This is a genomic window from Colwellia sp. RSH04, assembly GCF_003545765.1.
GTDB lineage: Bacteria > Pseudomonadota > Gammaproteobacteria > Enterobacterales > Alteromonadaceae > Colwellia.
On sequence record NZ_QXIO01000005.1, the window covers coordinates 117,325 to 132,242 of the forward strand.

11 protein-coding genes are annotated in these 14,918 nt (G+C 35.8%); 6 read left to right on the forward strand and 5 right to left on the reverse strand.

The annotated features are described in order from the left end of the window. Window positions 1-11: 11 nt before the first annotated feature. Window positions 12-905, reverse strand: coding sequence for a LysR family transcriptional regulator (locus D1094_RS10155; protein ID WP_182440151.1), 894 nt, complete (start codon window positions 903-905; stop codon window positions 12-14). A 137-nt stretch (window positions 906-1,042) separates the two neighbouring features. Between D1094_RS10155 and D1094_RS10160 the strand changes: the two genes are divergently transcribed. Continuing rightward, window positions 1,043-2,545, forward strand: a complete 1,503-nt coding sequence (locus D1094_RS10160) for a CoA-acylating methylmalonate-semialdehyde dehydrogenase (protein WP_118959999.1) — start codon at window positions 1,043-1,045, stop codon at window positions 2,543-2,545. A gap of 140 nt (window positions 2,546-2,685) precedes the next feature. Here the strand turns inward: D1094_RS10160 and serA are convergent, their stop codons facing one another. The 4 genes from serA to D1094_RS10180 form a co-directional block, all read right to left on the reverse strand. After that, window positions 2,686-3,930, reverse strand: coding sequence for a phosphoglycerate dehydrogenase (gene serA / locus D1094_RS10165; protein ID WP_118960170.1), 1,245 nt, complete (start codon window positions 3,928-3,930; stop codon window positions 2,686-2,688). A gap of 223 nt (window positions 3,931-4,153) precedes the next feature. Next, window positions 4,154-4,810 (reverse strand): ribose-5-phosphate isomerase RpiA, encoded by a 657-nt coding sequence (gene rpiA, locus D1094_RS10170; protein ID WP_118960000.1) that lies wholly within the window; start codon window positions 4,808-4,810, stop codon window positions 4,154-4,156. A gap of 153 nt (window positions 4,811-4,963) precedes the next feature. Then, window positions 4,964-5,566 (reverse strand): 5-formyltetrahydrofolate cyclo-ligase, encoded by a 603-nt coding sequence (locus D1094_RS10175; RefSeq protein WP_118960001.1) that lies wholly within the window; start codon window positions 5,564-5,566, stop codon window positions 4,964-4,966. Window positions 5,567-5,646: 80 nt separating this feature from the next. After that, window positions 5,647-7,092: a peptide MFS transporter gene (locus D1094_RS10180; RefSeq protein WP_118960002.1), complete on the reverse strand. Its 1,446-nt coding sequence runs from the start codon at window positions 7,090-7,092 to the stop codon at window positions 5,647-5,649. A gap of 411 nt (window positions 7,093-7,503) precedes the next feature. Here D1094_RS10180 and D1094_RS10185 point away from each other — a divergent pair, with 411 nt between their 5' ends. The 5 genes from D1094_RS10185 (at window position 7,504) to D1094_RS10205 (ending at window position 14,914) form a co-directional block, all read left to right on the forward strand. Next, window positions 7,504-10,272, forward strand: a complete 2,769-nt coding sequence (locus D1094_RS10185; RefSeq protein ID WP_118960003.1) for an SLBB domain-containing protein — start codon at window positions 7,504-7,506, stop codon at window positions 10,270-10,272. Between the two features lie 20 nt (window positions 10,273-10,292). Further along, a complete protein-coding gene (tviB, locus tag D1094_RS10190; protein WP_118960004.1) occupies window positions 10,293-11,585 on the forward strand; it encodes a Vi polysaccharide biosynthesis UDP-N-acetylglucosamine C-6 dehydrogenase TviB in 1,293 nt (430 codons plus the stop codon). 57 nt (window positions 11,586-11,642) lie between these two features. Beyond that, on the forward strand, window positions 11,643-12,668 hold the full coding sequence (locus D1094_RS10195; protein ID WP_118960005.1) for an NAD-dependent epimerase/dehydratase family protein: 1,026 nt from the start codon (window positions 11,643-11,645) through the stop codon (window positions 12,666-12,668). Window positions 12,669-12,897: 229 nt separating this feature from the next. Then, window positions 12,898-13,929, forward strand: coding sequence for a UDP-N-acetylglucosamine--undecaprenyl-phosphate N-acetylglucosaminephosphotransferase (gene wecA, locus D1094_RS10200; RefSeq protein ID WP_118960006.1), 1,032 nt, complete (start codon window positions 12,898-12,900; stop codon window positions 13,927-13,929). Between the two features lie 568 nt (window positions 13,930-14,497). Continuing rightward, complete coding sequence (locus D1094_RS10205) at window positions 14,498-14,914, forward strand: putative zinc-binding protein (protein ID WP_220452543.1); 417 nt, start codon at window positions 14,498-14,500, stop codon at window positions 14,912-14,914. Window positions 14,915-14,918 lie beyond the last annotated feature (4 nt).

The following is a 14,918-nucleotide window of genomic DNA, read 5'->3' on the forward strand; positions in this document are numbered from 1 at the left end:
AATATTAGGCATTAGTTGTCAGGCATTAATACTGTTCTCTTATCAGCAACCAGTTGTTTCAAATATTGCCAAACACTATTCACATGCGAAAGTCTTTTACTTTCAGGGTGGGTGATTAAATATAGACTTCGAATAACTTTTATTTCATTTGAGCAAAGTTTGATGAGAGATTTATCTTGCTCAGCTAAAAAGCAGGGCAGTATTCCTATTCCTAAACCACTTTTTATTGCCGTATATTGGCTCGTTATACTGGTACTTTGAAAGTGAGGCTTGATATTGCTATCTAGTTCTTTCAAGTAAGATAACTGCTCAGTAAAGAGTAAGTTATCGACATAACTTACCCAGCGGTAACTTGATAACTGTGACAGATCAATACGCCCCATAACTTTGTCTAAATAGGTTTTATGTCCATAAAGCTGTAGTTGGTAGTCACATAACTTGCTAATAATAGTCGAGGTGTTTTTCGGTTTTTCAACAGCAATAGCAATGTCAGCTTCATTTCTACTGATTTTTACGTTACGTGAAAAATGTAATAACTCGATATCTATATTGGGAAAGGACTCTTGAAGTGCTATTAAATGTGGGGAAATAAAAAAGCTGCCAAAAGCTTCGGTAACACCGATTCTTACTTGGCCACTGTTTTGAATGTTTTCGTCAGTAATGTTTTTAAAAGCTTGGCTGGCATTTAACTCCATTTGCCTTGCAAACTGTAATAGCTTATCGCCATTTTGTGTTAACTTATGTCCTTCAACAGTTCGTTCAAAAAGTTTTGTGGATAAGCTTTCTTCGAGTTTATGAACACGTCTAGACAGTGTAGAGGCGTCGATACTCAGTCGTTTAGCTGCTGTCGATAGACGTTCACTTCTTGCTACTTCTAAAAATATTTTTATATCGTCCCAATTCATCTTTGTATCATACATAAATCAGTTAGTATTTGCAAAAATGCAATGCTTGTTGCGTTTATGTTTGTTGTGGTTGAAAGGGATACAAACTACCTTAGGTAGATAAAACAAATATTACTTATTTACGCATAGAGGTTGCTATGACTATCAAAGAAGTTCCGCTAATTATTGGTGGTGAAAAAATTCGTTCAAAATCAGACGTCTGGTTAGATGTTTTAAATCCAGCCACACAAGAAGTTGTTGCGAGAGTCCCTGTTGCAACGCGTGAAGAAGTGGCGGCTGCTGTTGAGTCAGCACAAGAAGCGTTTAAGTCATGGTCTAAAGTATCTCTTACCAATAGAATGCGGATCATGCTGAACTTTCAGCAATTAGTGAAAGAACATACGCAGGAACTTGCTGAATTAGTTACCTTAGAACATGGTAAAACATTACCAGACGCTGAAGGTGAGGTAGGAAGAGCATTAGAAGCCATTGAAAATGCTTGTTCGGTTACAAGATTGCAGTTAGGTGAAATGGCAAATAACGCAGCGACAGGCGTTGATACTTATACACTTAACAAGCCATTAGGTGTAGGTTTAGGTATCACAGCATTTAATTTCCCACTTATGTTACCTGCATTTATGTTTCCACCTGCTATTGCTTGTGGTAACACTTTTGTATTAAAACCATCTGAGCAAGATCCATCGTCAACAATAAGGTTTGTTGAACTTGCACTTGAAGCTGGTATTCCTGCTGGTGTGTTAAATGTTGTTCACGGTGATGCCAATGTGGTGAATCAATTAATTGAAAGTGACGAAGTCAAAGCCGTATCATTTATCGGTTCAACCAATATTGGTACTAAGGTTTATAATCACGCAGCAAAGCATGGTAAACGAGCACAATCAATGATGGGGGCCAAAAACCATATGGTAATTATGCCTGATGCCAATAAAGATCGTGCAATTAATGATTTATTGGGCTCAGCATTTGGTGCGGCTGGTCAACGTTGTATGGCTAACCCTGTAACAATACTCGTTGGTGAAGCTCGTCAATGGTTACCAGAAATAGCAGAAAGAGCTAAATTAATGAAAGTTGGCCCTGGTACACAGCGTGACGCTGATTTAGGACCTGTGGTTTCTCCACAAGCAAAAAACCGTATTATCAATATTTTAAATTCTGGGGTAGAGCAGGGTGCCACGTTATTAGTTGACGGTAGAGAGTGCGAAGTTGAAGGTTATCCAAATGGTAACTTTGTTGGTCCAACGTTATTTACTGATGTGACAACAGACATGGATATTTATACTCAAGAGATCTTTGGCCCTGCTTTATGTGTCCTTGAAGCTGAAACATTAGATGAAGCCATTGAGGTTATTAATGCTAATCCAAATGGTAATGGTACGTCAATTTTCACTTCATCAGGCTGGGCCGCAAGAAAATTCGAAAATGAAATTGATGTTGGTCAAGTTGGTATTAATGTACCTATTCCTGTTCCTGTTGCTTATTTTAGCTTTACAGGTTCAAGAGGATCAAAACTGGGTGATTTAGGACCTAACGGTAAACAAGTCATTAGCTTTTGGACTTATACAAAGTCAGTGACAGCACGTTGGTTTGAACCAGATCACCAAGACGGTTCAACAATTCACACAACTATTAGTTTAAAATAGTGGTTTATTAAGATAAACGTCTTATTATTTATAAGGCGGTTTAAATAAAAATGGTCACTTTTTAGTGACCATTTTTTTGTGTTTAGTTAACTATACTTGCTACTTTAAATAGAGAGTACTAGCTCAAAGAATAGTTGAGCCTAGTGTAATATTCTAGCTCTGATTGTCCCGTCTATTGCTTTAAGCGCTTTTAACGCTTGGGTACTATTTGATGATTCAATATCAATAACCACATAACCAATTTTGTCATCAGTTTGCAGATACTGGGCTGCAATATTAATATCGTGCTCAGCAAATGCTTGGTTAATTTTTGTTAATACGCCTGGTTGGTTATGATGTATATGTAATAAGCGACTAACACTTGTTTCACCAGGCACAAAATGCTCAGGTAAAGAAACTTCTGGGAAGTTAACTGCTGATAAACTTGAACCGTTATCAGAATACTTAGCTAATTTGCTCGCAACTTCTAAACCGATATTTGCTTGCGCTTCTTTTGTACTTCCACCAATATGAGGCGTTAAAATAACATTATCAAAAGCACGTAGCGGAGAAACAAACTCTTCATCATTACCCTTTGGTTCTACAGGGAACACGTCGATTGCTGCGCCTGCTAGTTTTTTATCACTTAAGGCATCGCTTAGTGCATCTATATCAACCACAGTGCCACGAGAAGCGTTGATGAATATTGCACCTTCTTTCATTGCTGCAAACTCATTTTTGCCAATCATATCTTGCGTTTGAGCCGTTTCAGGGACGTGTAAGCTAACAACATCTGCTTCACCAAGAAGCGCAGGTAATGAAAATACCTGACTAGCATTACCCAAAGGGAGTTTAGTTTCGATATCATAAAAGCGAACTCGCATGCCTAATGTTTCTGCCAAAATTCCCAATTGAGTACCAATATGACCATAGCCTATGATCCCTAACGTTTTTCCTCGAGCTTCTACAGAACCAGCAGCAGACTTAAACCATTCACCTCGGTGAGCTTTAGCACTTTTTTCAGGAATACCACGAAGTAATAATAGTGTTTCACCTAGGACTAACTCAGCGACTGAGCGTGTGTTAGAGAAAGGAGCATTAAATACCGGTATACCTCTGCGCTGTGCCGCTTCAGTATTTACTTGATTGGTACCAATACAGAAACAACCGATAGCAACCAATTTTTTAGCATGGCTTAATACTTCATCAGTTAATTGTGTTCTTGAACGTATCCCAATAAAATGAACATTAGCAATTTTTTCAATTAACGCTTCTTGTGAAAGTGATGTTTTTAAATACTCAATATTGGAGTAGCCTTTATGCTTTAACTCTTCCAATGCACTTTCATGGACCCCCTCGAGTAATAAAATCTTTATTTTGTCTTTCGCTAATGAGTTTTGGTTCACATTGTTCATAAGAATAGTCTTCACTGGTTGTTTCTTGATAGAAAAATATTTTCTGCTTACGCTAAAAATTGATTATTTAGCAATTCACTTTAAAAGGTTTTAGATATCTAGCCATCTAAAGTAAATTAAACATAGCATATAGAATATAAACTCTAAAGTGATAATTTGCTATATGTTAGATAATTATGCTAAATAATTGATTTTTTATTGTTGTAAATAAAGTTTAACTAATAACTTCAACACCTTGAGCTGAGCCGAGTACTAATATATCAGCACCACGTTGTGCAAATAACCCATTAGTGACTACCCCTACTATTGAATTAATTGAATTTTCAAGGCCTTTTGGATCAATAATACTCATGTTATGAACATCTAAGATCACGTTACCATTGTCTGTAATCACACCTTGTCGATAAACAGGGTCTCCACCTAATTTAACTAATTCTCTGGCAACATAGCTTCTAGCCATAGGGATAACTTCAACGGGTAATGGAAAGGTACCTAGCACTTCTACTTGCTTTGAATCATCAGCGATACAGATAAACCTTTTAGAGACAGCTGCAACTATTTTTTCACGAGTTAATGCGGCACCACCGCCTTTAATCATGCTCATGTGCTTAGTAATTTCATCTGCGCCATCAATATAGACATCAAGCGTGTCGATACTATTTAGGTCGAAAACTTCAATACCATGCTCTTTTAGTCGTTTAGTTGACTCTTCTGAAGAAGAAACTGCACCGGTTATTTTATTTTTGATAGTCGCTAAAGCGTCGATAAAATGATTTACCGTAGAGCCGGTTCCAACACCCACAATTGTGTCATTTTCAATGAAATCTAGTGCTTTAATTGCTACGGCTTTTTTCATTTCATCTTGAGTCATTACATTACCCTTAGTAAATTGTTTACGTTAAAAACGTTTTAAATTTTGATAAGTAATCATAGATTGTTGTTACTTCATGCTTACTTAATTTGTGGCTGGCGATTATATCATCGTCAGGTAATAATGCTATTGCTTGCTAGGTAATACTTAACGTTAAGTTACAGCTTGAATGACTTGAGAAGGAGTAATAATTTCAGGAAGAGGAATATCCCAAGCTTCTATTGGCACTTTCTCCACTTGTTGGCAGTCATGTGCAAGTCCAATTGGGTAAGAATTAATGCTTTTATTTTTGTCATTATGCCAATGTGTTAATGTCCTATCATAAAACCCACCGCCCATGCCAAGCCTTGCGCCACTAGCGTCAAAGGCAACAAGTGGAGTAAATATTAAATCTAATTGTTCAGACGGACAAACCTCACTAACATTAAGCTCTGGCTCTTCAATATTAAATTTATTCTTCACAAGGTTAGTTTCATGTCGATAACGAAGAAAAAGTAAATTATGTTTATTGAAAGGGTGAATAACGGGTAGGTATACTTCTTTGTTTTGTTGCCAGCACCATTGAATAAACATCTGAGGGTTTAATTCGCCATCATTCGCTAAATAGATAGCGATTTTTGTTGCAAACTTTACTTTAGCATGTTTTGTTAGCTGCTCTAATAGATGGATACTGGCTTGGTTTTGTTGCGTTATTGTGAGGTTTTTTCGCTTTAAACGTACGTTTTTACGTATTATGGCTCTTGAATCAATTTTCATATTATTAATTTTTAGTATAAAAAAAAGCTGGTAGAAGTCTACCAGCTTTTCTCAATCTTTTTTAATAGTAGATGTTCAAATTAACTGTGTTGCTTTGATACACCTTCATGTGTTGCTGTTACTTCTAATTCTTCTTCTAATTTTTCTTCAACACTATCAGTGTGAGCACCTTCAGCACCGTGCATCCAGTCAACTAATTTACCACTGATCATGTACATAATGATACCTGATACAATGGCTGTGATAGCAATACCAGAGAAAATAGCAAGCGCATTATTAGCTGCTTCATTACCTTCACCGATAAACGAACCAACAAATGCTGCAACTTTATTCGCTAGTGCTGTAAAGAAGAACCAAATACCCATTAATAATGAAGCAAGACGTAATGGTGCAAGTTTTGTTACCATAGATAAACCAATTGGTGATAAACATAGTTCTCCTAAGGTATGGAATAAGTAAGCTAAGATTAACCAAATCATTGAGGTTTTAACACTTACGTCGCCACCTTGTTGTAAAGTTGCACCAATCATAAAGAAGAAACCAATAGCTAATAGAATTAATGCTAAAGCAAACTTCACCGGAGAGGTTGGTTCATTGTCGCCCATCTTAACCCAGATGGATGCAATAATAGGGGCAAAAATAACAATAAAGATAGCATTGACTGATTGGAACCAACTGGCTGGGACTTCAAAAGCACCGATCATTCTATCAGTATATTCATTGGCAAATAAATTCATTAAGCCACCCGCTTGTTCAAAGCCGGCCCAGAATATAATAGTAAATACACCCATGATAAAGATAACTTTGATGCGATCTCTTTCTACGGCTGTTAGGGGTTCTTTCTTATCTGAGGTGCTGTTTTTAAGCGCTAACTTAGCCGCTGGCTCTACACCAATATCACCTAAGTACTTTTTACCAAAAGTTAGTTGCATTATGACACTGATAATCATACCAACACCAGCAGCAACGAAACCATATTGCCATTCACCTTTTTCAGCGATAGTACCTACAATAAGTGGTGCAATAGCCGCACCTAAATTAATACCCATGTAGAAAATAGTAAAAGCACCATCACGACGATGATCACCTTCATTGTATAAATCACCTACCATGGTAGATATGTTTGGCTTAAATAAACCATTACCACAAACAAGTAAGGCTAAACCAAAATAGAACATTTCAAGTTCCATACCTTGAACATAGGCATGGGGTGTACCTAAAGCAAATTGGCCTAATGCCATTAAGATACCGCCAATGATAATAGAGCGTCGTTGCCCTAAAATGTTATCAGCTAACCAACCACCGATGAGTGGGGTTAAGTAGACAAGCATGGTAAAAGTACCATATAAACTTAATGCATCACCACGAGTGAAGCCTAAACCACCGCGCTCAACTAAATCTACGAGATATAGTACTAAAATTGCGCGCATTCCGTAGTAACTAAATCGTTCCCACATTTCCGTTCCAAATAAAAGGAATAATCCTTTTGGGTGACCTAGAAATGTTCCAACATTAGGTTTGTTCATATAATTATCCTAAATTTTTATAATTCTTGCGTAATCTGCATCATGGTAGATGCATTTAATCCAATTGAAAAATGAATCTAGTGAGCTGTTATACCTGTGTGAGTGGGTAAAGGCAAGTCTTACGAGTAATCAACGGCCTTAAAGTAATGAACAGTGTAGCGAAATGTTTCCTAGTTAATTTCAATAATTAATAAGTCGAGTTACTGAGTATTTAATCGATAGTTTTAGGGCATTATTACATTATTATTTTAAAGCGCTTTCTTTGTTGTTCAGTAGTAAATATGCTGATAAACTTCGGTGCTGCTTTTATCCTATAGTTTCAGCTGTTCATGTATTATCAATTCTCGTGAGGTAATTAATGTTAGCTAACTATTTGATTAATTAAATGTACAACAGGAAGAACTTGAGTTAATGCTTAATTTTTTATTTAGAAAAGAAAATCTATTTACCGATAATTTTTTATCAGGTTTTGTGTTTTTATTGTTGATTGGAGTGTTCATCTCAGTCCCCGTTGATGCTATGCAAGTTAGTCAACAACAAATAGAACAATTTAAAAAGTTACCTGCCTCACAACAATCAGCCTTAGCTAAAAGTATGGGGGTTGATATTAACGATATAAGAAAGCAACTTTCTCAAACTCAATCAAATAATTCTGTTAATGAAACAACTGATACGTACCCACGCGGAACAAAGTTTGATGCCTTAGGAAATCCAATATTTTCTGAACAGAGCAATGATGAAGATGAAGATGAATTGATAAAGGAGTTAAAGCCATTTGGTTATGATGTTTTTGCAAACTCACCGCAAACCTTTGCTCCCTCAATGGATATTGCTATACCCGCTGATTATATTGTAGGTCCTGGTGATCGTATTTCTGTTCAGGTCTTTGGTAAAGAAAATAAAGAATTAGAACTAGAGGTTACCCGAGAAGGTGCGATTATTTTTCCTAGTTATGGCCCCTTTACTGTTGCTGGATTGACTTATGGAGATATGAGTCAGTTACTCAAAGCAAAAATTAAAGAAAAAGTTATCGGAGTTGAAGTTATTATAGGTATGGCGGAGTTACGCTCCATGCGAGTTTTTGTGTTAGGAGAAGCACATAAACCAGGGCCTTATACCTTGAGTTCTTTATCAAGTATAACCCATGCAATTTTTGCTGCCGGTGGTATCAGTGATATTGGCTCATTAAGAAAAATTCAGTTAAAACGTGCCGGTAAACTAATAAAAACTCTTGACCTATATGACTTGCTTATTAATGGAGACTCTAGCGATGATATGTTACTTCAATCAGGAGACGTAGTTTTTATTGAACCTGTAGGAAGTCGGGTGAGTATTGAAGGCGAAGTTAGACGACCTGCAATCTATGAAATAGTTGATAAAGACGATTTTAGCGATATTGTTTCTATGGCGGGTGGTCTGTTGCCTTCTGCTTTTGCCAAATCAACCATTGTTGAACGTTTTAATCAACATTCACTTCGTAGTGTCGTAAATTTAGATTTAACTAAGCAAAGTGATTTATCTAAAAGCATTCAAGCTGGTGATGAAATTAGAGTGTTAAAAGCGTCAGCTATGTTTGATAAGTCGATAACTTTAATAGGGGCTGTGAGTCGCCCAGGAAAATATCAATGGCGTGATGGTATGAAAGTGACGGATATTCTAAAGGGGATAGATTCACACTTTCTTGCTGATGCCGATCTTAATTATAGTTTAATTGTTCGTGAGATTGATTTAGCTAAAAATATAGAAGTGTTGCAATTTGATATTGTTAAAGCGCTTTCAACCCCTGATTCTACAGACAATATTGAACTTAACTCGAACGATAAAATTGTAGTTTTTTCCCAGCTATCAAAAACGACAAATGCAAATTTAGGTCTTGAACAATTAGCGTTTACCCAAGATGAGCTAACCAGGAAAGAACAACAGTTAGCGAAAGAATCATTTAAAACTAAACAGTTTTGGGATAAATATGGTGATGACGCAACTATTGAAGCATATAGTGCTGAGCAACAAGCTGCAGCTGATACAGAGAAGTTATTAAAACAGTCAATTGAACAAATGACTGGCGGAGAACTTGAAGAGGAAATTGATATTAAACAGCTGGCACTTTTTTCAAGGCAGCGTTTATTGTTACCTATTATTGAAAAGTTAAAACAACAAGGACGTTCAGGCGCTCCAATTCAGCTTGTAGAAGTTGATGGGGCAGTTAAATTCCCAGGAATTTATCCGTTAACACTTAATGCAAAAGTAGATGACTTAGTTGTTGCAGCAGGAGGGTTAACTGAATCTGCATATTTAGCAAAAGCTGAAATAACACGTAATAGTGTGAAAAGAACTGGTGTCATTAAAGAGTCTATTGATATCAATTTAGGTGATGCCTTAAAACAGGAGTTTACCGCGAATATCAAGCTAAGCTCTAAAGATAGACTTAACATTCATAAAATACCTGCGTGGAGTGAAAACCACGTAGTAGAGCTACGTGGAGAATTTGTTTTTCCAGGTAAATACACCATTCGAAGGGGAGAGAGTTTATCTGATTTGATAGAAAAAGCAGGTGGCTTTACAACTTTTGCACATCAGGAAGGTTCGGTATTTACCCGAGTACAACTAAGAGAGCTGGAGCAACAAAATTTACTTAAGTTGACGTCAGATTTACGAGTTGAAATGGCATCGAAATCATTGTCTGATACTGATTATTCTCAATCTTATAGTGAAGTTCAAAAAATGCTAGCCGATATGGCTAAAGTGCAACCGGTGGGGCGATTAGTTGTTAACTTACCTAAGATAGTCAAAGATAATAGTTACGACATATTATTAGAGGATGGTGATATTCTCTATGTGCCCACTAAGAAAAGTTCAATTAATGTTATTGGACAAGTGCAAGTGACTTCATCACACATTTATGATGATAATTTATCTGCTGAGGATTATTTAGCAAAAAGTGGTGGTACTAAGAAAAGAGCCGACACCGACAGAATATATATTATATCGGCAAATGGTAGTATTAAAATGATGGAAAATGCTAATTGGTTTACAAGTGATGTGAGCAGCAATATGAAGCCAGGTGATACAATTGTTGTACCTCTAGATGCCGAATATATGAATAATTTATCATTGTGGACCAGTGCAACAACGATTATGTATAATACTGCGGTAGCTATAGCTGCGATTAGTGGTATATAGAATAAGCATTATCAATTTTTATGGAAAGAAACGCTGTGATAAGTAAAGATAAAATTAAAATTGCCATCATTGGGTTAGGGTATGTTGGTTTACCTTTAGCCGTTGAGTTTGGGAAAAAATACTCAACTTTAGGCTTTGATATTAATAGTAAAAGAATAGCTGACTTAGTAAAAGGGCATGATTCAACGTTAGAAGTTTCAGACGAGGAATTAACTCAAGCTTCGAAATTGATTTACTCAAATGATGTAGAACAATTAAAACAATGTAATGTTTATATTGTCACCGTACCAACACCTATTGATGAACATAAACAGCCTGATTTAACCCCTTTAATTAAAGCCAGTGAATTGCTTGCAAAGGTTATCTCTAAAGATGATATCGTGATATATGAATCCACAGTATATCCAGGAGCCACTGAAGAAGTTTGTATTCCGGTCATTGAGCAAAATGCAAATATGCTCTTTAATAAGGACTTTTATGCTGGGTATAGTCCTGAGCGAATAAATCCTGGCGATAAAGAACATCGAGTGACTAATATTTTGAAAGTCACATCTGGCTCGACGAGTGATGTTGCAAATTTCATCGATGCTTTATATGGCTCAATAATAACGGCAGGTACTTATCAGGCTTCATCTATTAAAGTTGCCGAAGCTGCTAAGGTTATTGAAAACACACAACGTGACTTAAATATTGCATTAATTAATGAACTTGCGGTTATTTTTGATAAGCTTGATATCGACACGGAAGAAGTATTAAAAGCGGCAGGAACAAAATGGAACTTCTTACCTTTTAGGCCAGGTCTTGTAGGTGGGCATTGTATTGGTGTCGATCCTTATTATCTTACCCATAAAGCGCAGGCGATAGGATATAACCCAGAAGTAATTCTTGCCGGTAGGCGCATCAATGATGGAATGGCTGAATATGTTGTCTCGCAACTGATTAAAAAAATGCTGAAGTCAAAGTTACCGGTAAGTGGTGCTAATGTATTATTGATGGGATTAACATTTAAAGAGAATTGCCCCGATATTAGAAACACTAAAATTGTTGATGTTATTTCTGAGTTGACCGAATACGAGGTTAATGTTGATGTATATGATCCTTGGGTATCTATTGATGAAGCAAAAGCTGAATATGATGTCGATATGGTGATTGAACCAAAAGAAAATCATTATGATGCTGTTATTTTTGCGGTCGCACATGAACAATTTAAATCTATGTCTGAGCAAGATATTAAGAAAACTTTAAAAGCTCAGCATGTTATTTATGATTTAAAATATATGTTACCGCCTTCTATTGCTGATATTAGACTTTAAGTTATATTAGCTTAACTAAAAATAATCACTCTTAAAAAATTATTAAAAGGATGTTTGATGTCTCGTTACCAAATAGTAAAGCAGCAATTATTATCAAAACCAAAAACCTGGTTAGTTACAGGTTGTGCAGGTTTTATTGGCTCTAACTTAATAGAAACGTTACTTTTACTAAATCAAAAAGTTGTTGGACTTGATAACTTTTCTACAGGTCATCAACATAATTTAGATGAAGTGAATTCATTAGTTTCTTATGAGCAATGGCAAAATTTTACCTTTATTAAAGGTGACATTAGAGAGTTGCAAGATTGTATTTTGGCCGTTAAAGATGTTGATTTTGTCCTTCATCAAGCGGCACTTGGCTCTGTACCAAGATCTATTGCCGATCCAATCACAACAAATGCTAGTAATATTACGGGTTTTGTTAATATGCTAACGGCAGCAAAAGATGAAGGGGTCGATACTTTTGTCTATGCAGCATCAAGTTCGACATATGGCGATCACCCCGCATTACCTAAAATTGAAGAAAATATTGGTAAACCGTTATCGCCTTATGCCGTGACCAAGTATGTTAATGAGCTCTATGCAGATGTTTTTTTTAAGACATATGGACTTAATAGTATCGGTCTTAGATATTTTAATGTTTTTGGTAAAAGGCAAGACCCAGAAGGGGCCTATGCCGCAGTTATACCAAAATGGACTGCAGCAATGCTCAATAATGATGATGTATTTATTAATGGTGATGGTGAAACTAGTAGAGATTTTTGTTTCATTGAGAATGCCGTTCAAGCTAATATTTTAGCGGCAATATCTGATGTTAAGGCAAAAAACAATGTTTATAACGTTGCACTAGGCGATAGAACTAGTTTGAATGCGTTGCATGATTCGTTAAAAAAAGCCCTTGCTGAAAATAACATTAATTATCAACAAGCCCCTAAATATAGAGAGTTTAGAGCAGGAGATGTGCGTCATTCTCAAGCTGATATTTCAAAGGGTAAATTATTATTGGGGTATGAGCCTGAATATAAAATAGAACAGGGTATTAATAAAGCCATGCCATGGTATATTGATTTTATTAAAAAATAGCCTAGAGTTAATTGAAAATTAGTTTTTACTAATGTTATTTATTACTAATAAGAATGATTAGGTCTAATTAATGTTTAAAGTGTATTAAAAGTGTATGTTTTTGCTGTTGAACTATTAGATAGCATTTACTTTTGACTCTATTCGCTTATAATAGCGTTCAATTTGCTTTTTTTAGAGCAGATACTCCACTTATGTTAGATAACATAAACCATAAATACTTGGATGATTGATGTATATTTTCGCTACTATACTTACCACTTTTTGTTTTGCTTTTTTTGCCATTAAATTTTTCAAGCCAGTAGCAATAGAAGTTGGGTTAGTTGATAAACCAAGTGCTCGCAAATTACATGATGGAAATATTCCTTTAATTGGTGGTATTTCTATTTTTCTAGCAGTGCTTGCTGCAAGTTTATTATGGTTACCCAATACCCTTGAGTTACGTATGTACCTCATTGCTTCAGCGATGATGGTATTTATTGGTGCGCTTGATGATAAGTTTGATTTAAGAGTACGGGTACGAATTGTCGGTCAAATAATTATTGCTAGTTTGATGATCTATGGGGTCGGTGGCTATATTGAAAATTTGGGTAATTTATTTCAACTAGGTAATATTAACCTAGGGCCGTTTGGAATTATTTTCACCTACCTATCTATTATCGTAGTGATTAATGCTTACAATATGATTGATGGCATTGATGGCCTCATTGGTAGCTTAAGCATAAATACCTTTGTCTCTATCGCGCTATTATTTTTGATGAGTGGTCAAACCGATTATTTAAGTTACCCATTAATCTTAGCCACAGCAACCTTGCCTTATTTAATGTTTAATTTAGGTGTTTTTAAACAAAACTCTAAAAAGATCTTCATGGGTGATGCTGGTAGCATGTTCATAGGGCTGAGTGTTATATGGCTATTAACGATGGGTACTCAAGGCGAGCAAGCGTCCTTTAGGCCCGTTACAGCACTATGGATTTGTGCTATTCCGTTAATGGATATGTTAGCTATCGTGGTACGCCGATATAAAAACGGGAAATCGCCGTTTAAGCCTGATAGAGACCATTTGCATCACTTATTACAAAGAGCAGGGTTGAGTGCAAAGCAAACCTTGATTGTTATTTCAATTGCATCAACGTTTATGTCATCAATTGGCTTAGCTGGAGAGTACTTCAAAGTAAATGAAAGTTTATTGTTAGTAGGTTTCCTTATTATGTTTATCTGCTATGTCGCCTCAATAAGAAATCTTTCTAAATTAACTAAATAGCTAACTTTACCTGTATTTTCTGCAAAGCCCATACTGTGCGAAGTATGGGCTTTTTTATTATAATTTAATTAGTTCGAGATAGTTTATTGCTATTACTTTTAACTATTAGGGCGTATTCTTCTTTATTTAATGTATTCAGCTGAGAAATTAAACCCCTTTAATCATAAACTAAAGGTTACGTAGTTTAGCCAGCTAAAGCAGCTGCTTTTAACGTAGAATACATTAATTTTAATCTCAGCCCTACGGGTAATATCTATTTTTAATATTAGCTGCATTAGTATTTACTTATTTTGAACAACCAAACTGCGCTCATACTGCTTTGCTATTGATAAAGATAGCGTATTGCTGAAAACTCCAACAAGGTCAACATGGCCTAGGGCCATTGGTAAAAAGCATTGTTTTGCTCACATCCATCAGTTAATGAAAATAACCTGAAATTTTTTAGGGGTATTGTTATCCTGATTGATCCAAATCAATCCGATACTATTATTCGTTGATATACTGCTACGAATTAGATTTGATAAATGTATTTAATTATTATTAATACCTGAATTGAGAGCAGCATCTTGTGGAAAATATTATAGATATCAGAAAATCAGTTAGCAGCGACAAAAAGAATAAACCATTAGTTTATTCTTGTTCGGGCTGTTCTAACTTGGCTCAAATGGCTCATAATATATCACTTAATCTAGACGGAGATGGCATTGCAGAGATGTCGTGTATCTCTGGCGTAATAGGTAAGGTTCCACCAATACTTGAGTTAGCAAAGTCTGGCCGAGCTATTATTGCTATTGATGGCTGTGATTTAGGGTGCACTAAATCTTGTCTTGATGCCAGTGGCTTAACGGCAGATCATTACTTTAACATTAGTGAATTAGGTTTTGATAAGAAAAGTAAGTGGAATGATTCGCTGACTGAAAACACTATTGCGATGAAAAGTATTTATGCTGAGTTATTTAAGTCAGGAATATCTTTTCCAAGGTAAATTG

Bases quoted from the DNA above. Each gene is read 5' to 3' on its own strand.
- D1094_RS10155 (WP_182440151.1), bottom strand. From the start codon at position 905: ATGAATTGGGACGATATAAAAATATTTTTAGAAGTAGCAAGAAGTGAA.
- D1094_RS10160 (WP_118959999.1), top strand. From the start codon at position 1,043: ATGACTATCAAAGAAGTTCCGCTAATTATTGGTGGTGAAAAAATTCGT.
- rpiA (WP_118960000.1), bottom strand. From the start codon at position 4,810: ATGACTCAAGATGAAATGAAAAAAGCCGTAGCAATTAAAGCACTAGAT.
- D1094_RS10175 (WP_118960001.1), bottom strand. From the start codon at position 5,566: ATGAAAATTGATTCAAGAGCCATAATACGTAAAAACGTACGTTTAAAG.
- D1094_RS10180 (WP_118960002.1), bottom strand. From the start codon at position 7,092: ATGAACAAACCTAATGTTGGAACATTTCTAGGTCACCCAAAAGGATTA.
- D1094_RS10185 (WP_118960003.1), top strand. From the start codon at position 7,504: ATGCTTAATTTTTTATTTAGAAAAGAAAATCTATTTACCGATAATTTT.
- tviB (WP_118960004.1), top strand. From the start codon at position 10,293: ATGGAAAGAAACGCTGTGATAAGTAAAGATAAAATTAAAATTGCCATC.
- D1094_RS10195 (WP_118960005.1), top strand. From the start codon at position 11,643: ATGTCTCGTTACCAAATAGTAAAGCAGCAATTATTATCAAAACCAAAA.
- wecA (WP_118960006.1), top strand. From the start codon at position 12,898: ATGTATATTTTCGCTACTATACTTACCACTTTTTGTTTTGCTTTTTTT.